We start from the raw sequence: 25,229 nt of genomic DNA, 5'->3' as shown, positions 1-25,229 counted from the left end.
CCGGGCCTGAGGGGTGCGGGGTGGGGCGTCAGATCAAAGGTAGGCCGGAACGCGGTCCCGCGCCCGCGCGAAAGAGCCGGTCGGCGGAAAAGCTGTGACCGCTTGCGGGGGCTCGGCCGGGGCGCATTTCAGTGGTGGGCAGGCACGCCGGTGAGCGCGGTGACGACCGGGTCGAGCGCCTGGTTGATCTCGTCCCCGATCGAGCGGAAGAAGGTGATCGGTGCGCCGTACGGGTCGTAGACCTCGTCGGCGTCGGCGGTCGGGGCCAGCAGCCAGCCGCGGAGCGCGGCGGCGGCGCGCACCAGCGCGCGGGCACGTTCGACCACGCCCTCGTCGTGGGCGTCCGGCAGGGTGGCGGGGTCTATGGCCCGCACCAGCCGGGTGAACTCCTTGAGCGTGAAGGTGCGCAGGCCGGCGGAGTGGCCCATCGAGATGACCTGCGCACGGTGGTCGCGGGTCGCGGTGAGCACCAGGTCGGCGCGGATGACGTGCTCGTCGAGGAGTTCGCGGCCGACGAAGCCGGTGGCGTCGGCGCCGAAATCGGCGAGGACGATCTCGGCGTTCGCCTCCATGGGGGCGCCCTCGTGCCCCCAGGTGCCGGCGCTCTCCACGATGAGACCGCCGATGAGCGGATCGCCGAGGCGGTCCACCAGGGCATGGCGGGTCAGCCGCTCGGTGATGGGCGAGCGGCAGACGTTGCCGGTGCTGACGTGGAGAATGCGGAAGTGGTCGGTCTGCCCCGCTATGCCACGCCCCTCAGGGGCGGTCAATTGGCCACCTCGAGGTCGGGTACCACCTTGCGCAGTTCCTCGACGGAGAGGGCGCCGGCGCGCAGCAGGACCGGGACCTTGCCGGTGACGTCGACGATGGAGGACGGGACGTTGCCCGGGGTGGGGCCGCCGTCGAGGTAGACGGAGACGGAGTCCCCGAGCATCTCCTGGGCGGCGTCGCAGGTCTCCGGCGACGGGTGGCCGGTGAGGTTGGCGCTGGAGACGGCCATCGGGCCGACCTCGGTGAGGAGCTCGATGGCGACGGGGTGCAGCGGCATCCGGACGGCGACGGTGCCGCGGGTGTCACCGAGGTCCCACTGGAGCGACGGCTGGTGCTTGGCGACGAGGGTGAGGGCGCCGGGCCAGAAGGCGTCGACGAGCTCCCACGCCTGCTCGGAGAAGTCGGTGACCAGGCCGTGCAGCGTGTTCGGGGAGCCGATGAGGACCGGGGTGGGCATGTTGCGCCCGCGGCCCTTGGCGTCCAGCAGGTCCGCGACGGCTTCCGAGGAGAAGGCGTCCGCACCGATCCCGTACACGGTGTCGGTGGGCAGCACGACCAGTTCGCCGCGACGTACCGCCGAGGCGGCTTCACGCAGCCCGGTCGTACGGTCGGTCGCGTCGTTGCAGTCGTATCGCCGTGCCATCAGCCGGCCTCCTCAAGCGTGTACGGGTAGGGCTGGTACGGATGATGCGGGTGGTGCGGGCACGGGGCCGCTGCGCCGGTCACGGCATGGCCTTGCGGGCGGTGGCGAAGCGCGGCCGGTTGTTGAGGTCCGGGTGGTCGGCCGCGTCGGCCCAGCCGCGTTCCTCGGTGAAGATCCAGGGGACCTGGCCGCCCTGGGTGTCGGCGTGCTCGATGACGACGAGACCGCCGGGGCGGAGCAGGCGGTGCGCGGTGCGCTCGATGCCGCGGATGGTGTCGAGGCCGTCCTCGCCGGAGAAGAGCGCCATCTGCGGGTCGTGGTCGCGGGCCTCGGGCGCCACGTACTCCCACTCGGTGAGCGGGATGTACGGCGGGTTGGAGATCACCAGGTCGACCTGGCCGTCGAGCTCGGGGAGGGCGCTCAGGGCGTCTCCGCGGTGCACGGTGACCCTGGACCCCTCCGCGTTCTTCCTCGTCCACGTGAGCGCGTCCTCGGACAGCTCCACGGCGTGCACGCGCGAGCGCGGCACCTCCTGGGCCATGGCGAGGGCGATGGCGCCGGAGCCGGTGCAGAGATCGACGATCAGCGGCTCGACGACGTCCATCGCGCGGACCGCGTCTATGGCCCAGCCGACGACCGACTCGGTCTCCGGGCGGGGTACGAACACCCCGGGGCCGACCTGGAGCTCCAGGTAGCGGAAGAAGGCGCGGCCGGTGATGTGCTGGAGCGGTTCGCGGTTCTCGCGGCGCGCGATGGTCTCCCAGTAGCGCGCGTCGAAGTCCGCGTCCGGCACCCGGTGCAACTCGCCCCGCTTGACCCCGTGGACGTAGGCCGCGAGCTCCTCGGCGTCGAATCGCGGCGAGGGGACACCGGCGTCGGCCAGCCGCTGGGTGGCCTGGGCCACCTCGGCGAGCAGCAGGTTCATCGCGGATCTCCGTACGGGTTCACGGGCGGGGCGGAAGGGATCAGGCGTTGGCGAGCTTGGCTGCGGAGTCGGCGTCGACGCAGGCCTGGATCACCGCGTCGAGATCCCCGTCGAGGACCTGGTCCAAGTTGTACGCCTTGAAGCCGACACGGTGGTCCGAGATCCGGTTTTCCGGGAAGTTGTACGTACGGATCTTCTCGGACCGGTCGACGGTGCGCACCTGGCTGCGGCGCACGTCGGAGGCTTCCTGCTCGGCGGCCTCCTGGGCGGCGGCGAGCAGCCGGGACCGCAGGATGCGCATGGCCTGCTCCTTGTTCTGGAGCTGGCTCTTCTCGTTCTGGCAGGAGGCGACGACACCGGTCGGCAGGTGCGTGATGCGGACGGCGGAGTCGGTCGTGTTGACGGACTGGCCGCCGGGGCCGGAGGACCGGTACACGTCGATGCGCAGGTCGTTCGCGTGGATCTCGACCTCGACCTCCTCGGCCTCGGGGGTCACGAGGACGCCGGCGGCGGAGGTGTGGATGCGGCCCTGGGACTCGGTGGAGGGCACGCGCTGCACGCGGTGCACGCCGCCCTCGTACTTCATCCGGGCCCAGACGCCCTGGCCGGGCTCGGTGGCGCCGTTGCCGCCCTTGGTCTTCACGGCGACCTGGACGTCCTTGTAGCCGCCGAGCTCGGACTCGGTGGAGTCGATGATCTCGGTCTTCCACCCGATGCGCTCGGCGTAGCGGAGGTACATGCGCAGCAGGTCACCGGCGAAGAGGGCCGACTCGTCGCCGCCCGCCCCCGCCTTGATCTCCAGCAGGACGTCCTTGTCGTCACTCGGGTCGCGCGGAACGAGGAGGAGGCGCAGGCGCTCGGTGAGCTCCTCGCGCTGCTTCTCCAGGTCCTTGACCTCGGCGACGAAGTCGGGGTCGTCGGCCGCGAACTCGCGGGCGGTGACGATGTCGTCACCCGTGCGCTTCCAGGAGCGGTACGTGGCGACGATCGGGGTCAGCTCCGCGTAGCGCTTGTTGAGCTTGCGCGCGTTGGCCTGATCCGCGTGGACCGACGGGTCGGCGAGCTTCTTCTCGAGATCGGCGTGTTCACCGATCAGTTCCTCGACCGCCTCGAACATCTTCGGGCTCCTGGGTGGGGGTGACTGCTACGGGCCTGCTGGAGGGAGGTGCCGGTCGGGTCCGCGGGTCTCCCCAGGACCCGACCGGAAAAAACGCCGGTTCCCGGCGCCCCCGAGAGGGCGCCCGAGAACCGGCGCTGTGGCTCGCTACTTGGCGGCGGAGCCTGCACCCTTGCCGAAGCGGGCCTCGAAGCGGGCCACGCGGCCGCCGGTGTCGAGGATCTTCTGCTTGCCCGTGTAGAACGGGTGGCACTCGGAGCAGACGTCGGCACGGATGGTGCCGTTGTCGATGGTGCTCCGGGTGGTGAACGACGCGCCACAGGTGCAGCTGACCTGCGTGTCGACGTACGTGGGGTGAATGTCGCGCTTCAAGGTGTCTCCTAGTTTCGGGAGGGCTCCGGGTCGTCCGCGCGGATTGCGCGGCCGTGAACCGGGGCCGACGTACCAGTCTGCCAGGACCGGCCGTATCTCCCAAAACCGGGGTACGGGCCGGTCTATTCCCGGCGGGACCGCGCTCAGCCGACGACGGCGGCCGCGGGGCCCTTGTCGCCGGCCGAGTTCGCGGTGGCGGCGGCCGGGATCGCGGCGTCCGCGCGCAGGGCCTTCCAGACCGCTTGCGCGTCCTCCTCCAGCGGGAGCACCCGGTTGGGGTCCGCCGGGTCGTACCGGACGGGCAGGGTGACCATGTCGACGTCATCGGCGCCGAGGTTCTTGAGCCCGTTGGCGAAGCCGGTGAGCTTGGTCACCGAGGCGAGGTCGGAGTCGGTGGTGATCGCCTTGGTGGCGGTGTTCGCGATGCCGAAGAGCTTGGTGGGGCTGGTGAACACTCCCACCGACTTGACCTGTGCCATCAGCGCCTTCACGAACGCCTGCTGGAGCTGGATCCGGCCGAGGTCGCTGCCGTCTCCGACGCTCTTGCGCGTACGCACCAGGCCGAGGGACTGTTCGCCGTCCAGGGTGTGCGTGCCGGGGGCGAGGTGGAGGTGGCTGCCGGGGTCGTCGATCGCCTCGTCGGTGGTGATCTCGACACCGCCCAGCTGGTCGACGAGCTTCTTGAAGCCGGTGAAGTCGACCTCGACGTAGTGGTCCATGCGGATGCCGGACATCGCTTCGACGGTCTTCACCGCGCAGGCCGGACCGCCCACCTGGTAGGCGGAGTTGAACATCTGGCCGGTGGTCGCGGCGGTCTGCCGCCCGGTGGCGGGGTCGGTGCAGGCGGGCCGGTCCACGAGGGTGTCGCGGGGGATCGAGACGATGGAGGCGGACTTGTGGCCCTTGTTGACGTGCACGACCATCGCGGTGTCCGAACGGGCCGTGCCCTGGTCCTGGCCGTACGCGGAGTTGGCGCCGGAGCGGGAGTCCGAGCCGAGGACGAGGATGTCCTCGGAGCCGTTGTCGACGTCGTCGGGGCGGTCGGTGCCGAGGGCGGCGTTGATGTCGACGCCCTTGAGGTTGCCGTCGAGCGCGAAGTACGCGTACGCGAGGCCCGATCCGCCGAGGACGACGATCCCCGCCGCCGTCCAGGCCACCACGGTCTTCGCCCGGCGTCGGCGGGGCGGCTTTCTGCGCCGGCCGCCGGTGCCGGATATGCGGCCCGTACCTCTGCTCTGTTCGCTCATGGGTGTGCCCTCGTTCCCTGGCCCCGCTGCTCCCTGCTCCCCCCTGCCGGGGTGGTCCCGGCACGGTCGGGTCGTCTCTCGGATGGACGCCGAAGCACCAAGAAGGGTGCCACGACGCCCTGTGACCACCGTACGGCCGAACGGGTGGCGACAGGACCTGGAGAACGCCCCGTGACACGGCGCTCACCTGCGGTTTCGTTCCTCGTGCACGCTTCTGCGGACCCTCCGGAGGGTCACCCTGCGTGTGGTGAACGTCTCGGAGACGACGAAACCGCCCCCGTCGCGGGCGCGAGGGGGGCGGTTTCGTGCAACTGCCGTACGGACGTCAGTCGTTGTTGCCCGGCGACGGCGTCGTCTTCTGGATCTGGAGCAGGAACTCGCCGTTGGACGAGGTCTTCTTCATCCGGTCCAGCAGGAGCTCGATCGCCTGCTGCTGGTCGAGCGCGTGCAGCACCCGTCGCAGCTTCCAGATGACGGCCAGCTCGTCGCTGCCCAGCAGGATCTCTTCCTTACGGGTGCTCGACGCGTCGACGTCGACCGCCGGGAAGATGCGCTTGTCCGAGAGCTTCCGGTCGAGCTTGAGCTCCATGTTGCCGGTGCCCTTGAACTCCTCGAAGATCACCTCGTCCATGCGCGAGCCGGTCTCGACGAGCGCGGTCGCCAGGATGGTCAGCGAGCCGCCGTCCTCGATGTTGCGCGCGGCACCGAAGAAGCGCTTCGGCGGGTACAGCGCGGTCGAGTCGACACCACCGGACAGGATGCGGCCGGAGGCCGGCGCCGCGAGGTTGTACGCGCGGCCCAGGCGGGTGATCGAGTCGAGCAGGACGACCACGTCGTGCCCCAGCTCGACGAGGCGCTTGGCACGCTCGATGGCCAGCTCGGCGACGGTGGTGTGGTCCTCGGCGGGACGGTCGAAGGTCGAGGAGATGACCTCGCCCTTCACCGACCGCTGCATGTCGGTGACCTCCTCCGGACGCTCGTCCACGAGGACGACCATCAGGTGGCACTCCGGGCTGTTGACCGTGATCGCGTTCGCGATGGCCTGGAGGATCATGGTCTTACCGGTCTTCGGCGGGGCCACGATCAGACCGCGCTGGCCCTTGCCGATCGGCGCGACCATGTCGATGATCCGCGTCGTCAGGATGTTGGAGTCGGTCTCCAGGCGGAGCCGGTCCTGCGGGTACAGCGGCGTCAGCTTCTGGAACTCCGGACGGCCGCGGCCCGATTCGGGCGCCATGCCGTTGACGGTGTCCAGACGCACGAGCGCGTTGAACTTCTCGCGGCGCTCGCCGTCCTTGGGCTGGCGAACGGCGCCGGTGACGTGGTCGCCCTTGCGCAGGCCGCTCTTGCGGACCTGGGCGAGCGAGACGTACACGTCGTTCGGTCCCGGGAGGTAGCCGGAGGTCCGGATGAACGCGTAGTTGTCGAGGATGTCCAGGATGCCCGCGACGGGGATCAGGACGTCGTCGTCGGCCACCTGCACGTCGCTCGCGAAGTCCTCGCGGCCACGACGGCCCCGGCGGTCGCGGTAGCGGCCGCGACGGCCGCGACGGCCACCGTCGTCGTCGAAGTCGTCCTGCGGACCGTTGTCCCGGTGCTGCTGGCCCTGACCCTGGCCCTGGCCCTGGCCGCCACTCTGGCCCTGCCCCTGGCTCTGGCCCTGGCCCTGACGCTGCGACTGGCTCTGCCCCTGGCGCTGCTGGCCCTGGTCCTCGCCCTTGCCGCGGCGGTCGCGCTGGCGCTCCCGGCGCTCACCGCGCTCACCGCGCTGACGGTCCTGCCGGTCGCGACGGCCCTCGGCGGTGTCGGCGGCCGACTCGGCACGGGCGTCGGCCTTCGCCTCGGCGCGGTCGTCCTGCTTCTCGGCGGCGCGCTCGTCCTGCTTCGGCTCGGCCTTCACCTCGGGAGCACCGGCCTGCGCGGTGGCACGGCGGCGGCGGCGCTCGCCCGCGGGCTGGTCGTCGCTGGCGGGCTGGCCGGGGATGTCGATCTGCTGCTGGGCGGCCGGCTTCTCGGCCGGGGCGGCGGCCTCGTCGCCCGTACGCGCCTTGGAGGTGGCGCGACGCTTGGGCTTGGTCTCCGCTTCCGTACCGGCGGCGGGCGCCTTGGCGGCGGCCTTGGTGGCGGGGGCCTTGCCGGCCTGCGCCTCCTTGATGACCTCGATCAGCTGGCTCTTGCGCATGCGCGCGGTGCCCCTGATGCCGAGGCCGGACGCGACCTGCTGCAGCTCGGCCAGGACCATGCCGTCAAGGCCGGTGCCGGAGCGGCGGCGCCGTGCGGTGGTGCCAGTGGCAGCACCTTCGGCGGGCGCGGCGCTGTCGACGCTCTTGTCGGCAGTCACGCCCATCAGATCGGTGGTGTCGCTCACGAAGGGTCCTTCCCTGGAGCGGACGTCGGCCTTCTGGCTCGGCGACCGGTTGTGCTGTCCGACATTCGGTAGGTGATCATTTTCGATCGCGGACCGTGCCGGGGCGGTGGTCCGCCGGGTGCGGCGGAGAGAGGAACGTGCGGGGTCCGACTCGAGCTCCCCCTGCTCGGCCCACTCATGGACGAACGAGGGGTGTCGTGCCGGTTCCGGAGCGTGCTCGAAACTGCTCAGACAGGCTGATCAGGCAGTTGGGGAGGCTCCCGGAAGAAAGGTGGTCCCTGAAGGGGACACGAAGCAACGCGTCGCTGGGACGTCGATTGCCGACTTGAGATTAACACTACCGGCTCCAACAAATATTCCCCCTCTCTGTCACCGGCAATCCCTCTGGTTACGGTGCGAGCGGCAGCACGCAGGCGCCGGGACCGTCGAGCGCGAGCCGGTTGGCGGCCCATCCCTCACCGGCGAGCCGGGCGACCTTGTCGGCGGCGCCCTCCTCGGTGAGAGCCAGGACCGTGGGCCCGGCACCGGAGATGACGGCCGGAACGCCGTCGGCGCGCAGCCGGTGGACCAGTTCGAGGCTCTCGGGCATCGCCGGTCCCCGGTAGTCCTGGTGGAGCCGGTCCTCGGTGGCGGCCAGCAGCAGCTCGGGGCGGCGGGTGAGCGCCTCGACGAGCAACGCGGCGCGGCCGGCGTTGGCGGCGGCGTCGACGTGCGGGACCTGGCGCGGCAGCAGTCCGCGGGCGGTCTCGGTGAGCACCGGCCTGCCCGGTACGAAGACCACCGGCACGACCGCGGCGGCCGGGTCCATCCGGATCGCGCGGGCGGCTCCGCCGTCCATCCAGGCCAGGGTGAATCCGCCGAGGAGGCAGGCCGCGACGTTGTCCGGGTGGCCCTCGATCTCGGTGGCCAGCTCCAGCAGCGCGGCGTCGTCCAGACGGGCTTCACCGCCGGTCGTCACGGCGCGGGCGGCGACGATGCCGGCGCAGATGGCGGCGGAGGAGGAGCCGAGGCCGCGGCCGTGCGGGATGCGGTTGGCGCAGACGATCTCCAGCCCTCGCGGCTGTCCGCCGAGCAGGTCGAAGGCGGTGCGCAGGGAGCGTACGAGCAGGTGCGACTCGTCGCGGGGCAGGTTGTCGGCGCCCTCACCGGCGATGTCGATGTGCAGACCGGAGTCGGCGACCCGGACGACCACGTCGTCGTAGAGGCCCAGCGAGAGGCCGAGGGCGTCGAAGCCCGGCCCCAGATTGGCGCTGGTGGCGGGGACGCGCACCCTGACGGCGGCGGCTCGGAACGCGGGACCGGCCATCGGCTGGTGGACTCCTTGGGGCGGGGATGCGGTGCGTGCGGGTGGCTCTGCGGCGGCGGGGTGGTGACACGGGATTCCGGTCGGCCGGGACACGGCTTCCGGACGGCGGCGCTCCGATGGTGGACCCCGGGGCCACCCCACGGCGACCAGGACAGGGCCCATACAGGTCCTGACGGCGCTGCCGGTCACGTACAGCTTATCGAAGGAAGGTTCTGTGGCGACATAGGGCGCATGGGAGGCGCACGATGCGTGTCGCGCGCGGTCCCCTGCGCTCTCCGCCCGGGAAAGGGTGGTTGAGCCGCTCGCGCCCCATGTGCACCGCACCGCCCGCGGATGTTCCTCCCGCGAGCGGTGCGGTGTGGGTGCGTCGGCCCCGACCCGTTCCCTCTGGTCCGGACGGGCTGGGCCGTTTCTGACCATTCCCGCCGGGCGGGCGGTGTCAGACACGGCCCTGGGACTCGCTCAGGCGAGGCCGAGCTTCTCCGCGGCGGTGGCGGCGTCGACCGGGACGGTGACGGGCTGCGGCGCGCCCGCGACGGCCCAGTCGGGGTCCTTGAGGCCGTTGCCGGTCACGGTGCAGACGATCCGCTGACCGGGGTCGACCTTGCCCTCTTCGGCGGCCTTGAGCAGGCCGGCCACGGAAGCGGCCGAGGCGGGCTCCACGAAGACACCCTCCTGTGCCGCCAACAGACGATAGGCGGACAGGATCTGACGGTCCGTCACCTCGTCGATGAAGCCGCCGGACTCGTCCCGGGCGGCCAGTGCGAAGTTCCAGGACGCCGGGTTGCCGATCCGGATCGCGGTGGCGATCGTCGCCGGGTCCTTCACGATCTCGCCGCGCACGATGGGCGCGGAACCGGAGGCCTGGAAGCCCCACATGCGCGGCCGGTGGGTGGCCAGGCCGTCACCGGCGTACTCGGAGTAGCCCTTCCAGTAGGCCGTGATGTTGCCCGCGTTGCCGACCGGCAGGACATGGATGTCCGGGGCGTCGCCGAGCGCGTCGACGATCTCGAACGCCGCGGTCTTCTGGCCCTCGATACGGACCGGGTTGACCGAATTGACCAGCGCCACCGGGTAGTTGTCCGAGAGCGAGCGGGCCAGCGTCAGGCAGTCGTCGAAGTTGCCGTCGACCTGGAGGATCTTGGCGCCGTGCACGAGTGCCTGGCCCATCTTGCCGAGTGCGATCTTGCCCCGCGGTACGAGGACGGCGCAGACCATCCCGGCGCGCACCGCGTACGCCGCGGCGGAGGCGGAGGTGTTGCCGGTGGAGGCGCAGATGACGGCCTGCGCGCCCTCCTCCTTGGCCCGGGTGATGGCCATGGTCATGCCGCGGTCCTTGAACGAACCGGTCGGGTTGGCGCCCTCGACCTTGAGGTGCACCTCGCAGCCCGTGCGCTCGGAGAGAACCTGCGCCGGAACGAGCGGCGTGCCACCCTCACGGAGGGAGACGATCGGCGTCGTGCTCGTCACCGGAAGACGGTCCCGGTACTCCTCGATGATGCCGCGCCACTGGTGGGTGCCCTTGCTGGTCATGGGTCCTTACTCCCCTTCAACACGCATGATGCTGGCGACACCGCGCACGGTGTCGAGCTTGCGCAGCGCTTCGACGGTCGCCGAGAGGGCGGCGTCGGGCGCACGGTGGGTGACGACGACGAGGGAAGCCTCGCCGCCACCGCCCGCCCGTCGCCCGGCGCCACCCTGCTCGATGGCGACATCGTCACCGCTGCCTGAATTCCGGCCTTGCTGACGGACGGTATCGATCGACACACCCTGTTCGGCGAAGACCGTGGCAACCTGGGCGAGAACGCCCGGTTTGTCGGCGACGTCGAGGCTGATGTGGTAGCGCGTCACGACCTCGCCCATCGGGCTGACGGGAAGGCGCGTGTAGGCCGACTCACCGGGGCCGGTGGCCCCGTTGAGCTTGTTCCGGCAGACGGCGACGAGGTCGCCGAGGACCGCCGAGGCGGTCGGTGAACCGCCGGCGCCGGGGCCGTAGAACATCAGCTGCCCGGCCGCCTCGGCCTCGACGAAGACGGCGTTGTACGCCTCGCGGACGGAGGCCAGCGGGTGGCTGAGGGGGATCATCGCGGGGTGGACGCGCGCGGTGACCGACTGCCCGTCCGCCGCCCGCTCGCAGATGGCGAGGAGCTTGACGGTACAGCCCATGCGGCGGGCGGAGGCGATGTCGGCGGCGGTGACCTCGGTGATGCCCTCGCGGTGCACCTCGCCGATCTTCACCCGGGTGTGGAAGGCGATACCGGCGAGGATCGCGGCCTTCGCGGCGGCGTCGAAGCCCTCCACGTCGGCGGTCGGGTCCGCTTCGGCGTAGCCGAGGGCGGTGGCCTCGTCGAGTGCCTCGGAGTAGCCGGCGCCGCTGGTGTCCATCTTGTCGAGGATGAAGTTGGTCGTGCCGTTGACGATGCCGAGCACCCGGTTGACCTTGTCGCCGGCGAGGGACTCGCGCAGCGGACGCACCAGCGGGATGGCCCCGGCGACGGCGGCCTCGTAGTAGAGGTCGCGGCCGTGCTCGCCGGCGGCGGCGTGCAGGGCCGAGCCGTCCTCGGCGAGGAGGGCCTTGTTGGCGGAGACGACGCTCGCGCCGTGCTCGAAGGCGGCGGTGATGAGGGTGCGGGCCGGCTCGATACCGCCGATGACCTCGATGACGACGTCGATGTCACCGCGTTTGACCAGGGCCGCGGCGTCGGTGGTGATGAGCGCGGGGTCGATCCCCTCGCGCACCTTCGAGGGCCGGCGGACGGCGACGCCGACGAGCTCCACCGGCGCACCGATGCGCGCGGCGAGGTCGTCGGCATGCGTCGTCATGATGCGCGCCACCTCTGAGCCGACCACACCGCAGCCCAGCAGCGCCACCTTCAGCGGACGCGTACGCATCATCCGACCTCGTTTCTCCTGCGTTTGATGTGTGGAACAGTCTCACTCACCGGACGGGCGATTCTGTCACCCGTCCGGATTCTGAGACATCTATTTCATCAGCCGACATCGAGACGCAGGAGATCTTCCTCCGTCTCGCGTCGGACGATGACGCGCGCCTCCCCGTCGCGCACGGCGACGACGGGCGGGCGGAGTGCGTGGTTGTAGTTGCTCGCCATCGACCGGCAGTACGCACCGGTGGCCGGTACGGCGATCAGGTCGCCGGGCGCCAGGTCGGCCGGCAGGAACGCGTCCTTCACCACGATGTCACCGCTCTCGCAGTGCTTGCCGACGACCCGGACCAGCATCGGTTCGGCGTCGGAGCTGCGCGAGACGAGCGCGACGCTGTACTCGGCGTCGTAGAGCGCGGTGCGGATGTTGTCGGACATCCCGCCGTCGACGCTGACGTAGGTGCGGAGCCCTTCGAGCGGCTTGATCGTGCCGACCTCGTAGAGGGTGAAGGCGGTGGGGCCGACGATGGCGCGGCCCGGCTCGACGGAGATACGGGGAGTGGCGAGACCCGAGGCCTCGCACTCGCGGGTCACGATGTCGCCGAGCGCCTTGGCGATCTCGTGCGGCTCGCGCGGGTCGTCGTCGGAGGTGTAGGCGATGCCCAGACCGCCACCGAGGTCGATCTCGGCGAGCTCGACGCCGTGCTCGTCGCGGACCTCGGCGAGGAGCTGGACCACACGGCGGGCGGAGACCTCGAAGCCGGCCATGTCGAAGATCTGCGAACCGATGTGGGAGTGGATGCCGGTGAGTTCCAGGCCGTCCAGGGTGAGGGCGCGGCGCACCGCCTCGGCCGCCAGACCGCCGGCCAGCGCGATGCCGAACTTCTGGTCCTCGTGGGCGGTGGCGATGAACTCGTGGGTGTGTGCCTCCACACCGACGGTGACCCGGATCTGCACCCGCTGGCGCTTGCCGAGGCGCTGGGCGACGTGCGAGACGCGGACGATCTCCTGGAAGGAGTCGAGGACGATCCGGCCGACACCGACCGACACGGCCCGCTCGATCTCGTCGTCCGTCTTGTTGTTGCCGTGGAAGGCGATGCGCTCGGCGGGCATCCCGGCGTCCAGCGCGGTGGTCAGCTCGCCGCCGGAGCAGACGTCGAGGTTGAGCCCCTCCTCGCGGAGCCAGCGCACGATCGCGCGGGAGAGGAACGCCTTGCCCGCGTAGTAGACGTCGGCTTCGGTGCCGAAGGCATCGGCCCAGGCGCGGCAGCGGGCCCGGAAGTCGGCCTCGTCGAGGAAGTACGCGGGGGTGCCGAACTCCTCGGCGAGCCGCGCGACTTCGATGCCGCCGACGGTGAGGGCGCCGTCCGCGTCACGGGTGACGGTGCGCGACCAGACCTTCTCGTCGAGGACGTTCAGGTCGGCGGGCGGGGCGGCGTAGTGCCCCTCGGGGACGACATCGGCGTGACGGGGTCCGGCGGGGTGGGCGGATCGGCTCATCGTTCGGCTCTCTCGGGTCTCTCGGGTCTTTCACAGGTGTTTCGGTGCACTGATACCGAGCAGGGACAGGCCGCCGGCCAGCACCGTCCCGGTGGCTTCGGCGAGGGCCGGCCGGGAGCGGTGGGCGGCCGAGGGTTTCTCGTCGCCGGCGGGGAGCGGAGGGCAGGCGTCGTGGAAGTCGAAGAAGGCGTGCGCGACGGCTTCGAGATGACGGGCGAGCCGGTCGGGGGCGCGGTGCCGGGCGGCGGCGAGGAGGACCGCCGGGTGGTCCGCGAGGAGCGCGGCCAACGCGAGGGCGGCGGGCTCGCCGTACGCGGCGTTGTCGTACGCGGCGGGCTCACCGTTCGGTCCGGGCGCCTCGTGGACGCCGAGCGCGCGGGCGGACCGGGTGACGGCGTGGGCGCGGGCGCGGGCGTAGCGGACCAGGAAGAGCGGGTTGCCGGCGCTCTGGACGAGGAGACCGTCACCGAGCGCCGCCCGGTCGTGGTTCGCAGCCCGCAGCAGCCCCCAGCGGGCGGCGTCGGACCCTAGACGTACGAGCAGGTCGGCGGCCGCAGCACCGGCGGGCACCGGCCGGATCGTTTCGGCCGTGCCGTCCCTGCCGTCCGTCCCGGCCGTCGCCGGACCGGAGGCCGTACCGGTGGCGGCGACCCCGAGGCCGCTCCAGGCCGGGTCGACGGGTCCGGTCGGGGCGGTGCGGGGGGCGGCACCCTGCGACCGGAGCAGCGCGGCCACGGCGTCGGCGGTGACGGCGGCGCGGACCTCGGCCGCGTGCGTCAGCAGGGGCGCCTCACCGCGCAGCGCCGTCCCGTGGCCGTACTCGTTCCCGCGCGCCGCCACCTCTCGTACGAGGGCGACCCGTGCGGCCCCGTCGGCACCGGCGTCGAGCGTGAGGCAGAGGAAGCCGGGCCCGGTGATGTCGACCCGTCCGATGCCGGGCTCGGCAGCGATGCGCTCCTTCAGGATGCGGGCCACCTCGCGCGCGGGCAGCTCAGCCGGACCGGCCAGCTGGAGCGCGACGGCGCAGGCGTACTCCCCGCTGCCGCCGGGCCGCGTCCGCTCCACCCGTACGCGCGGGGGCACCGCCACACGCAGGGCGTCCTCGTCGACCGCACGGCGCACGGCGTGCAGCACGGTCATGGAGAGGTCGGCGGGGGTCACGGGACCAGCCTAGGGGAGGAAGGGGGGCCCTCCGCGACCGCGTTTCGCCATGCGGGCATCCGCCGGTGCCGAGCGGGCGGCGGGGCCTCAGCGGGCGGCGCTGCCGGCCCGTCCGGCGCCGAGGCCGCCGTCCGCGGCGGCGGGCTCCCGGGGCAGCGCGAGGCGGCGCACCAGACGCACCAGCTCACTGGGCTCGAACGGCTTCGCGAGGAACGCCTCCACCCCGGCGGCGACGCCCTGGTCCGCCTCGTACGGGGAGCAGGCGCTGATGATCGCGAGCGGAATGGCGCTGGTACGGGGGTCCGCACGCAGCCGTGCGGCGGTCCGGGGGCCGTCGAGCCGGGGCATCACGACGTCGAGGGTGATCACATCGGGCCGCACGCGGTGCACGACGTCCAGGCACTCGACACCGTCGGCCGCGGTCACGACCTCGAAGCCCTCAAGCTCCAGGTTGACCCTGATCAGATGCCGGATGACCTTGTTGTCGTCCACAACAAGCACGCGGCCGTACGCCCCTGACACGTTTCGAGAGTAGGTGCGCCCCCGGGGCCGCGTCCGGGTTTTGCCCACTTCCGCCCCCGGGGGCCGCCTCTCCGCGTACGCGAATCGCCCAGTGCCGCGGAAATACCCGTTCACGGACACCCCTGGGGAGCTGGTAGTGTTTCACCCGTCGCAGAGCAACACCGCGATACGCCCCCGTAGCTCAGGGGATAGAGCATCGGCCTCCGGAGCCGGGTGCGCAGGTTCGAATCCTGCCGGGGGCACTTCCGGACAGAGGGTCTGACCAGCAGAAATGCTGGTCGGGCCCTTTCTCGTACGTCCGGGCCCCGGCTGCGGCGGCCGGACGGCCGAGAGAGGCCGGGGCGCCGCGCGGGAGCGTCAGTCCGTCGACTCGTCCGGGGTGGGGTGCTCCGGGTGTACGCCGGCGTTGCGGGCGGCGTGCGTGCCCGCGCCTGCCTCGTCCGGGTCGGCCTCGTCGGGGCCGCCGGCGTCAACACCGTCAGCGCCGTCGTCGGCTCGCTCCACCCAGGGCGGCGCGGGTACGTCCAGGGCGTCCTCGCCCTCCTGCACCTGCTGGTCGGGCATGTCGGCGGGTATCGGCGGCGGGCTTCCCTTGGCGCCGGTGTACGCGGGGCCTTCCGGCCTGCGGTCGGTCATCTGAGTTCTCCGTTCTACGTGCCCATGGTTGCCGGAGCGTGGACGCCCCGCCACTTCGGGTACCCGGGCCGCCCCGGGCGAATCCTGTGGAGCCGACGGGGGACCGCGCCGAAAAGCAGGTCGCCCGCTCCACTTCCGGCACTGGTCCGGAAGGCTGGAACGGCGAGGGTCGCCGCCCGGTCGGGTTGCCCGGCGGCGGCCCGTCACGCGTGTCTCAGGGGGTGGGGAGGAGCCGGGTCTTCAGCAGGTGGCGAGGATGATGGAGATGACGGTGCATTGCGCTGTCGCGGAGTCGTTGGCCGGGTTCGGGTCGGTGGGTGCGGAGGCGGTGCGGGTGGCGGTGACCGCGACGTGGCCGATGTTCAGGATGCCGATGGGCAGGCGGAACGTGGACGTGGCCGAGGCGCCGTTGGCCAGGGAGGCGTAGGTGCAGGTCACCGTTCCCGGGCTGGACGTGCAGCCGGCCGAGAGGTTCGTGGCGGCCTTCCCACCGGGCAGGGTGGCCGACGTGACGCTTCCCGGGCCGTTGTTCTTCGCGGTGACGGTGCAGGAGAGGTGGGGCACCAGGATGCCCACGTGCGGCTGGGCGGTCAGGGTGACGCCGATGTCAGGTCGCCAGGTCAGGGCCCCCGTCGCCCCGCAGTCGGATGAAACGCCCCGGTGACGGGTCCCCGGAGCTCCGGGTGCGGTAGACGCTCTTCATGCAGACGTTTCTGCCCTACCCGGATTTCCACCGCAGTGCCCGTGTCCTCGACGCCCGCCGGCTCGGGAAGCAGCGGGTGGAGGTGATCCAGGTGTTGCGCGGGCTCACCGTGCCCGGTTACGGCTGGCGCCACCATCCCGCCGTCCGGATGTGGGCCGGGTACGAGGAGGCGCTGGTGCGGTACGGGCTCGACGTCTGCGAGGCGTGGACGGAGACGGGCCGGGCGGACACCTGCGCGGCGACGTTGCTGGTGGACCTCGCCGCGTTCCGGGGGCGCGCCCGGGTACGGGTACGGGACGGTGAGGGTCTCGCGGAGGCGGGTGAGCTGCCCCCCTGGCTCGGTGACGAGGGGTTCCACCTGAGCCACCGCTCCGCACTCGTCCGCAAGGACCCCGACCACTACCGGCCGCTCTTCCCGGGGGTGCCCGACGATCTCCCGTACGTCTGGCCGCCCTCCGACCGCGGCGCGGAGAGCGGAAGGTGAACCTGCGGCGGGTGGCGGCCGCCGGGTGGCGTCCGGGTCAGGCCGTACGGGCCGCCGGCCGGCCGGCGCCGAAGGTGCCCGGCTGTCCGGAATCCTCGAGCTCCTGGTCCTCGGCACGGGCGCGGGCCTCCGCGAAGGCGCGGGCGCCGCGCTCGGGCCGGGTGTCGAGCCGGCCGAGGACACCGGGTACCGCGATGCTGGGCAGCACGAGGTCGTAGAGGAGGGAGATGCGCTCCTCGAAGTCGGCCATCTCGGTGGCGGCTTGGGACATCAGCTGGATTCCGGTGAAGGAGCCGACCATCGTCTGGGCGGTCCGCTCGGGGTCGACGTGCGGCAACACCTCACCCTGTCCCTGAGCTGCGACGATCTGTTGACTCGTCAGCTGCGTCCAGTCGTGCCACGGCTTGCCGAAGAAGCGCTGGTTGCTCTGGTCGGCGGCGATGCGCGCGGCACCCCTCAACAGTGGCTCTCTCGGCAGTCGGTGCGCGAGGATCAGCCCCATGTCCACGAAGGACTGCAGCTTCAGCGGTTGTTCGGGCGGAGGTTCGGTCACCGCGTGGTCCAGAACGCCTCGTGCCAAGTCTTCCTTGGAGGGGAAGTGGAAGTAGAGCGCGCCCTTCGTCACCGCCGCCCGTTCCAGGATCTCCTGGATCGTCGCGGCCTCGTAGCCGCGCTCCGCGAAGACCGCTGCGGCGGCTGTCAGTACTGCGTTGCGCGTCCTGATCGCGCGCTCCTGCCGTGCCATTCGAGATCTCCTGACGATGCGCCTGACGGGGCTCAGTGTCTCCGGCACGTTCCCCTCAAGAAACCGGCTGGTCCGTATTCTATGGCACTGCTCGCGGCGGCCTCCCGTTGAGACGGCGCCGACGACCGTGTGCCCGGCCGCGCTCCCCGCCCTCGTCGACCCTCGGGGTCCACTTCTTCGAGGACCTGGCGACCTGCTCCGCATTCGCGCTCGAACACCACCGCACACGTGCGCATTTCATCCCTGGGGGGAGCACATGCACAACATCGTGAAGGTCCACCACACCCCGCCCGTCCCGGCAATCGGGGCGGACACGACCAGCCCGGTCCGGGCGCCCGCGACGGGCGTACCCGGCGACGCACCTGGCCACGCGCCCGCGATCCGCCCGGCGGACGCCCACCGCGTCCAGCCGGACGACGTGCTGATCCGCGACTATCACCGACTCACGGAGGACACGTACACGCTCGACATCGACTGGGCCGGCCGTCACGTCTTCTTCGGACCCGCACTCGGCAGTGTGCACCACCACATGCTGATCGCGCAGACACTGCGACAGATCGGGCTCAGCCTCGCACACACCGAGTTCAAGATCAGTTCAGCACACCAGTTCCTGATGAGCGGCATGTCCTACTCCGCCGATCCCCGTCGCCGGACCGACCGGTCGCCGGTCCGCGCCGAGGCGGTCTGCACCTGGACGGGGCGCAGCGGCATCCACATAGCGATCACGCTGGAGCAGCACGGGGCCGTCTTCGTCACGAGCGAGTCGGGATTCTCCTGGGTCTCGGACCGGGTCTACCGGCGACTTCGCGGTCCGTTCCTCTCCGCTCGGCCCGGGGTCATGCCCTCGCCCGTCGGCAGGACGCTGGTCGGGCGGAGCGCGGCGGACGAAGTGGTGCTCGGCGCCTCGGACCACCCGAACCACTGGGTGCTGGTCGCCGACACGGGGAACCCGGCGTTGATGGACCACCCGGTCGACCATGTGCCGGGGCTCGTGATCATGGAGGCGAGCCAACAGGCGGCGTACGCCGCGGTCGCGGGCAGGGGCACCCGTTCGTGGTGCCCGCTCTCCACCGACATGGTCACCTCCCGGTACGTCGAGTTCGACGTGCCGTGCTGGATCGGCGCACGCGAGATTCCCCCGGCCTTTCCGCCCCGGGGCGGAAAGGCCGGGGACAGGATCGCTGTGGAGGTGACGGGGACGCAGCGCGGGAAGGTCGCGTTCCGGAGCGTGGTGGAGGGGGTGGCCTCGTCCGTCGCCGTACGGGGGTGAGGGAGGCGTGAGCCGCTCTCCGGGGCCGGTGGCGGACGGGCCGCGCGGGGCCCCGTCCGCCACGGGCCTCCCGGCCCGCGGGAGGGCCCTTACGCGGCCGTGGGGCCGTGCCGCAGGACGGGGAGCTCCTGGTGGCCGTTGGAGATGAAGGACCTGACGGGGCGCAGGGACGACGACGGTACGGCGAGGGTCAGTTCGGGGAACCGGGCGAAGAGCGCGGAGAGGGCCGTGACGCCCTCCATCCGGGCGAGGGGCGCCCCGATGCAGTGGTGGACGCCGTGTCCGAAGGCCAGATGGTCGCGGCGGGTCGACCGGGTGAGGTCGAACCGGTCGGCGCCCGGTCCGTGCAGGCCCTCGTCCCGGCCGGCCCCGGCGACGGCCATCACGAGGGCGTCGCCCTTCGGGACGACCACGTCGCCGAGGTCGATGTCCTCGACGGCGTAGCGGAGCATGAGGTTCGCGGCGGCCGGCTCCCAGCGCAGGGTCTCCTCGATCGCGTCGGCCCATGCGGCCTTGCCGGTGCGGATCAGTTCCAGCTGGCCGGGGTGGGTGAGCAGCGCGTGCGCGGCGTGGTCGATGAGGTTGATGGTGGTCTCGTACCCGGCCGACAGGAAGTGGACGAGGGTGTCGAGGAGTTCCTGGTCCTCCAGGGGGTCCGGTGCGCCGGAGGCGAGTCCCTCGCGCTGGATGGCGATCAGGGCGCTGGTGAGGTCGTCGCCGGGGGTCTCGCGCTTGATCGCGACGAGTTCGTGGAGGATTCCGTAGAGTTCCCCGGCGTGGGCGCGTACCTCCTCGGCCGGGGTCGCCGTGCTGAACAGGGCGTCGAACAGGGTGCAGAGCCGGTCACGGCTGGCCAGCGGCACGCCGAAGAGCTCGCAGATGACTCGGGCGGGCAGCGGTCCGGCGTACCGGGCGCGCAGGTCCACCGGCTCGCCCTCGGGCAACGCCTCGATCTCGTCGAGCAGTTCCTCCGCGATCCGGGAGACGACGGGGGCCAGGGCCTTGGTGCGGTGGGCGGTGAAGGCACCGGAGACGAGCTTGCGCAGGCGGGTGTGGGCGGGGCCGTACGCCGTGAACATGCTGCGTATGGAGACCCACAGGGCCAGTGACCAGTCGGGCCCGACCTCGCCGTCGATCCAGGCGGGCCAGTGCTGGGCGGCGTCCTTGGAGACGGCCGGGGAGGTGAGCAGCCGGGTGATGACGGCCGGATCGGCGACGGCCCAGGCGGGGACGCCTTCCGGCAGTTCGATCCGGGTGGCCGATCCAGCGGCCCGGATGCGGGCGGCCTCGCCCTGGATGTCCGTACCGGCGGGGTCGAGCCGGAACGGACAGCGCGCGGCGGGGCCGGCGGCGTGCTCGGAGGGGGTGCGGGGGGCGACGATGACGTCGCCGTGGTTCGTGTGCATGGTGTGTCTCTTTCCTGGACGGCTCGTGCCTGTCTGGACATTGGCCGCAGAGACGGTTCTTCGGCAAGCGGAGGGGCGAACCGATTTTTCCGGCAGGTGCCACGGAGGCGGTACGGGGCGCCCGGGAACCCGTACCGCCTCCGCGCTCGATGGTCAGGCGAGCGGCAGGCCCGGTGCCGGGTGGGCGTCCATCAACTCCTTGACCTCGGACCGGACCCGGGCGACGACGGTCTCGTCGCCGGTGCGGGCCGCGTCGACCACGGTGTCGATCCAGGCCGCCACGTCCGCCATGGCGGAGGCGGGGATGGAGCGCGTGGTGAGGGCGGGGGTGCCGATGCGGATGCCGGACGGGTCGAAGGGCTTGCGGGTGTCGTACGGCACGGAGTTGTGGTTCACCACGATGCCCGCCCGGTCCAGGGCCTTGGCCGCGACCTTGCCCGGCACGTCCTTGCCGGTGAGGTCGATCAGGAGGAGGTGGTTGTCGGTGCCGCCGGAGATCAGGTCGAAGCCCCGCCCGGCCAGTTCCTCGCCGAGGAGCCGGGCGTTGGCGACCACTTGGTGGGCGTAGTCGGAGAAGTCGGGGCGAGCGGCCTCGCCGAGCGCGACCGCGATCGCGGCGGTGGTCTGGTTGTGCGGACCGCCCTGGAGCCCCGGGAAGACCGCCCGGTCGAGGGCGCGCGCGTGCTCGGCCGTGCTCAGCAGCATCGCACCGCGCGGTCCGCGCAGCGTCTTGTGCGTGGTGGTGGAGACGACGTCGGCGTACCGGGCCGGCGAGGGGTGCGCACCACCGGCGATCAGTCCGGCGATGTGGGCGATGTCGGCGACCAGCACGGCACCGGTCTCGCGGGCGATGTCGGCGAAGCCCGCGAAGTCGATGGTGCGGGGCACGGCCGTACCGCCGCAGAAGATCACCTTCGGGCGTTCGGCGAGGGCCAGGTCGCGCACCTCGTCCAGGTCGACCCGCCCGGTGTCGCGGCGGACGCCGTACCGCACCCCGCGGAACCAGGTGCCCGTGGCGGAGACCCCCCAGCCGTGGGTGAGGTGGCCGCCCATCGGCAGGCCCATGCCGAGCACGGTGTCGCCGGGTGCGCAGAACGCCAGGTAGACGGCTAGGTTGGCGGGGGAACCCGAGTACGGCTGCACATTGGCGTGCTCCATGGAGAAGACGGCCTTGGCGCGCTCCACGGCCAGGGTCTCGACCTGGTCGATGACCTGCTGGCCCTCGTAGTAGCGGCGTCCGGGATAACCCTCGGAGTACTTGTTCTGGAGAACGGTGCCGGAAGCCTCCAGTACGGCGGCCGAGACGTAGTTCTCGCTGGGGATCAGCCGCAGGGTGTCGGCCTGGAGCCGCTCCTCCGCCTCGATCAGCCCGGCGAGTACGGGATCGGCGGCGGCGAGCGCGGGGCGGGTGGCGCCGAGCGCTGCGGCAGCGCAGGCGGAACCGGGTGCAGGGGCGTGTGCGGGGGCGGTCATGAGACTCTCCCGGGTCGGCCGCGTCGAGCGGCATGGACCCGGATGCCCAGGCGGACGGCCCTCCGGCGGTGGTCCTCCGGCAGGCCGGAGCGCGCCGCTCCCTCGTGGTCGGTTCCACGCAACGCCCCTGGGGGCGCACGCCAGTCGCGGCACCCAGGACGTTACCCGCTCGGCCCGCTGCGCGCCCGGGAAAAAGCCGGGCGCCGCGCGGGCGGGCCCCTCAGCGAGCGAACTTCTCGACGGCGGCCGGGGTGACCGGGGTGAAGAAGTTGACGAGGTTGCCGTCGGGGTCGCGGAAGATGAGCGAGCGATTCCCCCAGGGCATCGTGGTGGGCCCGTTGACGAAGTCCTCCACGAAGCCGGTCAGGCTCTTGTGCACGCTGTCCACGTCGTCGACGAGGAACTCGAGGATGACGCTGTGGTTGTCGGCCGGCCGGGCGGAGCCCGGCGCGAACAGGGCGACGGTACGGGTGCTGCCGATCGCGAGGGTGGTCGAGGCGGTCCTGAGTTCGGCGAAGTCCTCGGTGAACCAGGTGGCGGACGCGCCGGTGACACGCTCGTAGAAGGCGACGAGGCGGGCGACGTCGCCCGTGATGATGCGGACGGAGACGAAGTTCACTGGGATCTCTCCTGGCGGGGTCGGTGCGGGTCGGTGCTTCTGACCCCACGCTAGAGAAAATACCGGGCGGTATCCGCCCGGTATGTGCGGGAAACTTCTGGGCATGCCTCGCCCCGTCGCCCGCGTGCTCGCGCTGCTCGAACTCCTCCAGTCGGGCGGCATCCGTACCGTGCCCGAACTCGCCGACCGGCTCGGCGTCGACGAACGCACCGTGCGGCGCTACGCCGGCCACCTCCTCGACCTCGACGTGCCGGTCGAGTCGGTACGCGGCCGCCACGGCGGCTACCGGCTCGCCCCCGGCTACCGCATGCCTCCGCTCATGCTGAGCGACGACGAAGCGCTCGCCGTGCTGCTCGGTCTGCTCGCGGGCCGACGAGCAGGCCTGACCACGGCCACCGGAACGGCGGGCGAGACAGCGGCGGCCAAGATCCGGCGCGTGCTGCCCGAGCGGCTGCGCCTCACCCTCGACGCCGTGCTCGGATCCCTCGCCTTCACGGCCCCGCCCGGCGAGACGGTCGCCCCGGAATCCGGGGTTCTGCTCCCGATCGCCGACGCGGTGAACCATCACCGGCCGGTCTCGATCCGGTACACCGCCGCCGACGGCCGGCGCAGCGAACGGACCCTGCACCCGCACGGGCTCGTCGCCCACTCGGGCCGGTGGTACATGACGGCCGTGGATCTCGCGTCCGGCCAGGACCGGACGTTCCGGTTGGATCGCATCACCGGGGTGAGGACGCTGCCCGGCTCGTTCGAACCACCCGCCGCGCCCGACCCGGCCGAGCGCGTTCTGACAGGGCTCGCCACGGCCCCGTACCGGCACGAGGTGACCCTGCGGATTCAGGGCACGGCCGCGCACATCCGCACCCGGCTCCCTGCCGGGGTGGCGATCGTGGAGGAACTGACGTCGCCGGACGGCTCGGATCCGTCGGCCGAGCGCTGGTTCCGCGTCGAGCTGCGGGTGGACCGGCTCGACTGGCTGCCTGCCGTACTCGCCTCGCTGGACCGGCCCTTCGTCATCGAACGCCCGGAGGAGCTCCGCCCCCTCGTCGAAGCTCTCGCCGAACGGCTCACGCGCTCCGCCCGGCGACATCCACCTCGCGAGTGACGGGGCATCCGGCCCTGCGCGCCTCCCGCAGGGGACGGATGGCATCCGGCCATGAGGAACCGTCCGGTTCATGCGTGGATGAGGTGGGATGAGGGAAGAGAGGGGGTGACTGAGAAATGGCTCGACGGTGGGGGGACCGTATGGAGTCGGACGAGGGACGCGCGCACCCGCACGACGGCACCCAGGAGCCGGGATCGGCGCCGGGACCGAGACCTGGGCCGGAGTCAGGACCGGGTCCCGGCTGGACGGCCGCCTCGGGCTCCGGCCCGGGCGTCATGGCCGGGCCGGGCGGGCCCGTGGACGCACCGCTGCCGCCGCGCCCGCCGGGGCCGCCGGTCGTGCCGCCGCCCCCGCCTCCCCCCGAGCCTCCTCTGCCGCCGTTCGCCGCGCAGCCGCCGCCCGCCGCTCCCGTCGGCCCGCCGCCGCCGGGTGCCGGGCTGCGCGCCGCCGCGGCGGGGCTGCTCAATCTCAGCGGTCTCGGGCTCGGCCATCTCCTCGTCCGCCGTCCGCTCCGCGCCGTCCTCTGCCTCGCGGCGACCGGGCTGCTGCTGTTCACGGTCCTGCCCGCCGAGCCCGACGGGGTCTCCGGCGGGCTCCTCGTCGGGTACGTCGTGGTGCTCGTGGTGGCCGCCGCCGACGCGGCCAGGATCGCGCGGCGCACGGCGGTCGCCGGCTCCTGGCGTCCGGTGGTGGCCGCCGTGCTCGGACTGGTGCTGCTGGCCGTCCCGGTGGGCGGCGTGGCGCTCTACGGCTCCGCGCGCGACGAGGCCGTCCAGAAGGTGCTGCTCGACCGGCTGAAGACCGCCGACCAGGCGGTCGCCACGGCGTCCGGACAGTCCTTCACCACGGCGAAGGCGGGGTACGCGAAGGCGTTCGCCGTCTACCGCGACCTCGGCGAGAAGCACTCGGACTCTCGCGCGGGCAAGCAGGTGCCGGACCGGCTGAAGTCCTACTACGAGGCGGTCTCCGCCCCGTACGCCAAGAAGGAGTTCTGCGTGGCGCTGGAGCCGCTGCGCTATCTGCGCACCCTGCCGGAGGACGCCGGCGCCGCGCTGCTGGGCAGCCTCGCGCACTGGCCCGACGAGCCGCTCGCCGAGTCGCTCTACGCGTGCGGAATCTCGGAGCTGGGCACGTACCGCGCGGACCTCGCGTCGGGCGGCGCCGAGCTGGGCGAGCTGCAGAGGACGTTCCCGGACTCGGCCGCCGCGCGGAAGATGGCTCCGGCCGTCGACGCCCGGATCGCCGAGGAGACCGGGAAGCTGGCCGGTGAGGAACCGTGCACGGTGACGGAGACCCTGCGCAACATGAGCGGGACCGTCGGCGCGCTGACCGGGGACGACATCGAGGCCGCGGCAGCGCGTGCGGACCGGGGCGTCCAGGACGGGGTGTACGCCTGCGGGGTCGACCAGTTCCGGGAGAAGAAGTTCAGCGAGGCACGCTCCACGCTGACCGGGTTCGCCGACACGTACAAGAACGACAAGCGGCGTGGGCAGGCGCGGAACATCTCGATAGCCTCCGAGATCGCCGAGGACCGCCCCGCCGCCGGGGACCACCTGCCTCCGGCGAAGCGGCCGGGCGGGGCCACGATGGAGCTGGTCATCAGCAACGACGCCCCCAACGGGGTCGAGGTGCTCTACACCGGCCCGGTCACCGGAACCGTCACTCTGAAGGCCTGCGGGAACTGCGAGCGGTACAGCAGCGCGACCGCCGGGTCCCGGCAGGCGTGCAAGGCGAGCGGGAAGAGCTACCCGAAGGCCCGGCTGCGGCTGCCCGCCGGCAACTACCACTTCCTGTACAAGCACGGGACCGGGGCCAGTTCGACCGTGGACAGCTACTCGGACGGTTCGAAGATCGAGCCCGGGTACACCTACACCTCGTGCACCTACGTCGTCGAGCAGGACGACCCGTACGGCCTCGACTTGCCCTCGCTGGACCTCCCCTCGATCGACCCGGAGGACATCGCCTGACGCACCA

23 protein-coding genes and 1 tRNA gene are annotated in these 25,229 nt (G+C 72.0%); 5 read left to right on the top strand and 19 right to left on the bottom strand.

Translation table 11 applies throughout. The features are described from left to right. Window positions 1-128: 128 nt before the first annotated feature. The 13 genes from ACFYPN_RS04970 to ACFYPN_RS04910 form a co-directional block, all read right to left on the bottom strand. Window positions 129-770: a protein-tyrosine-phosphatase gene (locus ACFYPN_RS04970; protein WP_358760683.1), complete on the bottom strand. Its 642-nt coding sequence runs from the start codon at window positions 768-770 to the stop codon at window positions 129-131. Next, window positions 767-1,414: an L-threonylcarbamoyladenylate synthase gene (locus ACFYPN_RS04965; protein ID WP_328719409.1), complete on the bottom strand. Its 648-nt coding sequence runs from the start codon at window positions 1,412-1,414 to the stop codon at window positions 767-769. The genes ACFYPN_RS04970 and ACFYPN_RS04965 overlap by 4 nt, the downstream gene beginning before the upstream one ends. Before the next feature lie 79 nt (window positions 1,415-1,493). Further along, window positions 1,494-2,339: a peptide chain release factor N(5)-glutamine methyltransferase gene (prmC, locus tag ACFYPN_RS04960; protein WP_358760682.1), complete on the bottom strand. Its 846-nt coding sequence runs from the start codon at window positions 2,337-2,339 to the stop codon at window positions 1,494-1,496. 40 nt (window positions 2,340-2,379) lie between these two features. Further along, the gene (prfA, locus tag ACFYPN_RS04955; protein ID WP_358760681.1) at window positions 2,380-3,456 is read right to left on the bottom strand and encodes a peptide chain release factor 1; all 1,077 of its coding nucleotides are present in this window, start codon (window positions 3,454-3,456) and stop codon (window positions 2,380-2,382) included. Between the two features lie 147 nt (window positions 3,457-3,603). Then, window positions 3,604-3,828 carry a 50S ribosomal protein L31 gene (gene rpmE, locus ACFYPN_RS04950; RefSeq protein ID WP_266709126.1) on the bottom strand — a complete coding sequence of 75 codons (225 nt, stop codon included), beginning with the start codon at window positions 3,826-3,828 and terminating at the stop codon, window positions 3,604-3,606. Between the two features lie 143 nt (window positions 3,829-3,971). Continuing rightward, window positions 3,972-5,075, bottom strand: a complete 1,104-nt coding sequence (locus tag ACFYPN_RS04945) for an LCP family protein (RefSeq protein WP_389296731.1) — start codon at window positions 5,073-5,075, stop codon at window positions 3,972-3,974. 325 nt (window positions 5,076-5,400) lie between these two features. Then, a complete protein-coding gene (gene rho / locus ACFYPN_RS04940) occupies window positions 5,401-7,443 on the bottom strand; it encodes a transcription termination factor Rho (protein WP_389296729.1) in 2,043 nt (680 codons plus the stop codon). A 388-nt stretch (window positions 7,444-7,831) separates the two neighbouring features. After that, window positions 7,832-8,749, bottom strand: a complete 918-nt coding sequence (thrB, locus tag ACFYPN_RS04935) for a homoserine kinase (RefSeq protein WP_389296727.1) — start codon at window positions 8,747-8,749, stop codon at window positions 7,832-7,834. A 462-nt stretch (window positions 8,750-9,211) separates the two neighbouring features. Further along, window positions 9,212-10,282, bottom strand: a complete 1,071-nt coding sequence (gene thrC, locus ACFYPN_RS04930) for a threonine synthase (protein WP_358760677.1) — start codon at window positions 10,280-10,282, stop codon at window positions 9,212-9,214. A 6-nt stretch (window positions 10,283-10,288) separates the two neighbouring features. Further along, complete coding sequence (locus tag ACFYPN_RS04925) at window positions 10,289-11,644, bottom strand: homoserine dehydrogenase (protein ID WP_358760676.1); 1,356 nt, start codon at window positions 11,642-11,644, stop codon at window positions 10,289-10,291. Window positions 11,645-11,739: 95 nt separating this feature from the next. Further along, window positions 11,740-13,131: a diaminopimelate decarboxylase gene (gene lysA / locus ACFYPN_RS04920; RefSeq protein ID WP_358760675.1), complete on the bottom strand. Its 1,392-nt coding sequence runs from the start codon at window positions 13,129-13,131 to the stop codon at window positions 11,740-11,742. Window positions 13,132-13,161: 30 nt separating this feature from the next. Then, window positions 13,162-14,292 carry an ArgS-related anticodon-binding protein NrtL gene (nrtL, locus tag ACFYPN_RS04915; protein WP_389296724.1) on the bottom strand — a complete coding sequence of 377 codons (1,131 nt, stop codon included), beginning with the start codon at window positions 14,290-14,292 and terminating at the stop codon, window positions 13,162-13,164. A gap of 87 nt (window positions 14,293-14,379) precedes the next feature. After that, window positions 14,380-14,862: a response regulator gene (locus tag ACFYPN_RS04910; RefSeq protein WP_358760673.1), complete on the bottom strand. Its 483-nt coding sequence runs from the start codon at window positions 14,860-14,862 to the stop codon at window positions 14,380-14,382. 122 nt (window positions 14,863-14,984) lie between these two features. Between ACFYPN_RS04910 and ACFYPN_RS04905 the strand changes: the two genes are divergently transcribed. After that, window positions 14,985-15,056 (top strand) — tRNA-Arg (locus ACFYPN_RS04905). 115 nt (window positions 15,057-15,171) lie between these two features. Here the strand turns inward: ACFYPN_RS04905 and ACFYPN_RS04900 are convergent. Together ACFYPN_RS04900 and ACFYPN_RS04895 are read right to left on the bottom strand one after the other, a co-directional pair. Beyond that, the gene (locus ACFYPN_RS04900; RefSeq protein ID WP_358760672.1) at window positions 15,172-15,450 is read right to left on the bottom strand and encodes a hypothetical protein; all 279 of its coding nucleotides are present in this window, start codon (window positions 15,448-15,450) and stop codon (window positions 15,172-15,174) included. A gap of 240 nt (window positions 15,451-15,690) precedes the next feature. Next, on the bottom strand, window positions 15,691-16,056 hold the full coding sequence (locus tag ACFYPN_RS04895) for a hypothetical protein (protein ID WP_389296964.1): 366 nt from the start codon (window positions 16,054-16,056) through the stop codon (window positions 15,691-15,693). 95 nt (window positions 16,057-16,151) lie between these two features. Here ACFYPN_RS04895 and ACFYPN_RS04890 point away from each other — a divergent pair, with 95 nt between their 5' ends. Then, window positions 16,152-16,637, top strand: coding sequence for an MSMEG_6728 family protein (locus ACFYPN_RS04890; protein WP_389296722.1), 486 nt, complete (start codon window positions 16,152-16,154; stop codon window positions 16,635-16,637). Between the two features lie 37 nt (window positions 16,638-16,674). Here ACFYPN_RS04890 and ACFYPN_RS04885 read toward each other — a convergent pair whose 3' ends face one another. Next, the gene (locus ACFYPN_RS04885) at window positions 16,675-17,382 is read right to left on the bottom strand and encodes a ScbR family autoregulator-binding transcription factor (RefSeq protein ID WP_389296720.1); all 708 of its coding nucleotides are present in this window, start codon (window positions 17,380-17,382) and stop codon (window positions 16,675-16,677) included. A 256-nt stretch (window positions 17,383-17,638) separates the two neighbouring features. Here ACFYPN_RS04885 and ACFYPN_RS04880 point away from each other — a divergent pair, with 256 nt between their 5' ends. Next, window positions 17,639-18,652: a ScbA/BarX family gamma-butyrolactone biosynthesis protein gene (locus tag ACFYPN_RS04880; RefSeq protein WP_389296718.1), complete on the top strand. Its 1,014-nt coding sequence runs from the start codon at window positions 17,639-17,641 to the stop codon at window positions 18,650-18,652. An 89-nt stretch (window positions 18,653-18,741) separates the two neighbouring features. On the opposite strand, the gene ACFYPN_RS04875 is transcribed toward ACFYPN_RS04880, so the two are convergent. The 3 genes from ACFYPN_RS04875 to ACFYPN_RS04865 form a co-directional block, all read right to left on the bottom strand. Further along, entirely contained in the window at window positions 18,742-20,058 is a 1,317-nt protein-coding gene (locus ACFYPN_RS04875) for a cytochrome P450 (protein WP_389296716.1), read from the bottom strand. Between the two features lie 153 nt (window positions 20,059-20,211). Next, entirely contained in the window at window positions 20,212-21,531 is a 1,320-nt protein-coding gene (glyA, locus tag ACFYPN_RS04870; RefSeq protein ID WP_389296714.1) for a serine hydroxymethyltransferase, read from the bottom strand. Between the two features lie 220 nt (window positions 21,532-21,751). Further along, the gene (locus ACFYPN_RS04865; protein ID WP_389296712.1) at window positions 21,752-22,150 is read right to left on the bottom strand and encodes a VOC family protein; all 399 of its coding nucleotides are present in this window, start codon (window positions 22,148-22,150) and stop codon (window positions 21,752-21,754) included. Window positions 22,151-22,253: 103 nt separating this feature from the next. Here ACFYPN_RS04865 and ACFYPN_RS04860 point away from each other — a divergent pair, with 103 nt between their 5' ends. Both ACFYPN_RS04860 and ACFYPN_RS04855 read left to right on the top strand, forming a co-directional pair. Further along, on the top strand, window positions 22,254-23,255 hold the full coding sequence (locus ACFYPN_RS04860) for a helix-turn-helix transcriptional regulator (protein WP_389296710.1): 1,002 nt from the start codon (window positions 22,254-22,256) through the stop codon (window positions 23,253-23,255). 275 nt (window positions 23,256-23,530) lie between these two features. Then, a complete protein-coding gene (locus ACFYPN_RS04855; protein WP_389296962.1) occupies window positions 23,531-25,222 on the top strand; it encodes a hypothetical protein in 1,692 nt (563 codons plus the stop codon). Window positions 25,223-25,229 lie beyond the last annotated feature (7 nt).

The sequence above is a fragment of the Streptomyces sp. NPDC005576 genome (assembly GCF_042871745.1).
Taxonomy (GTDB): domain Bacteria; phylum Actinomycetota; class Actinomycetes; order Streptomycetales; family Streptomycetaceae; genus Streptomyces.
The sequence above is the reverse complement of the archived record's forward strand: the minus strand, read 5'-3'. Positions and strand labels throughout refer to the sequence as shown.

Excerpts from the sequence above, each read along its gene's own strand:
- ACFYPN_RS04965 (WP_328719409.1), bottom strand. The coding sequence starts at position 1,414 with ATGGCACGGCGATACGACTGCAACGACGCGACCGACCGTACGACCGGG.
- prmC (WP_358760682.1), bottom strand. The coding sequence starts at position 2,339 with ATGAACCTGCTGCTCGCCGAGGTGGCCCAGGCCACCCAGCGGCTGGCC.
- prfA (WP_358760681.1), bottom strand. The coding sequence starts at position 3,456 with ATGTTCGAGGCGGTCGAGGAACTGATCGGTGAACACGCCGATCTCGAG.
- ACFYPN_RS04945 (WP_389296731.1), bottom strand. The coding sequence starts at position 5,075 with ATGAGCGAACAGAGCAGAGGTACGGGCCGCATATCCGGCACCGGCGGC.
- thrB (WP_389296727.1), bottom strand. The coding sequence starts at position 8,749 with ATGGCCGGTCCCGCGTTCCGAGCCGCCGCCGTCAGGGTGCGCGTCCCC.
- thrC (WP_358760677.1), bottom strand. The coding sequence starts at position 10,282 with ATGACCAGCAAGGGCACCCACCAGTGGCGCGGCATCATCGAGGAGTAC.
- ACFYPN_RS04925 (WP_358760676.1), bottom strand. The coding sequence starts at position 11,644 with ATGATGCGTACGCGTCCGCTGAAGGTGGCGCTGCTGGGCTGCGGTGTG.
- lysA (WP_358760675.1), bottom strand. The coding sequence starts at position 13,131 with ATGAGCCGATCCGCCCACCCCGCCGGACCCCGTCACGCCGATGTCGTC.
- ACFYPN_RS04900 (WP_358760672.1), bottom strand. The coding sequence starts at position 15,450 with ATGACCGACCGCAGGCCGGAAGGCCCCGCGTACACCGGCGCCAAGGGA.
- ACFYPN_RS04890 (WP_389296722.1), top strand. The coding sequence starts at position 16,152 with ATGCAGACGTTTCTGCCCTACCCGGATTTCCACCGCAGTGCCCGTGTC.
- ACFYPN_RS04885 (WP_389296720.1), bottom strand. The coding sequence starts at position 17,382 with ATGGCACGGCAGGAGCGCGCGATCAGGACGCGCAACGCAGTACTGACA.
- ACFYPN_RS04880 (WP_389296718.1), top strand. The coding sequence starts at position 17,639 with ATGCACAACATCGTGAAGGTCCACCACACCCCGCCCGTCCCGGCAATC.
- ACFYPN_RS04875 (WP_389296716.1), bottom strand. The coding sequence starts at position 20,058 with ATGCACACGAACCACGGCGACGTCATCGTCGCCCCCCGCACCCCCTCC.
- glyA (WP_389296714.1), bottom strand. The coding sequence starts at position 21,531 with ATGACCGCCCCCGCACACGCCCCTGCACCCGGTTCCGCCTGCGCTGCC.
- ACFYPN_RS04860 (WP_389296710.1), top strand. The coding sequence starts at position 22,254 with ATGCCTCGCCCCGTCGCCCGCGTGCTCGCGCTGCTCGAACTCCTCCAG.
- ACFYPN_RS04855 (WP_389296962.1), top strand. The coding sequence starts at position 23,531 with ATGGCCGGGCCGGGCGGGCCCGTGGACGCACCGCTGCCGCCGCGCCCG.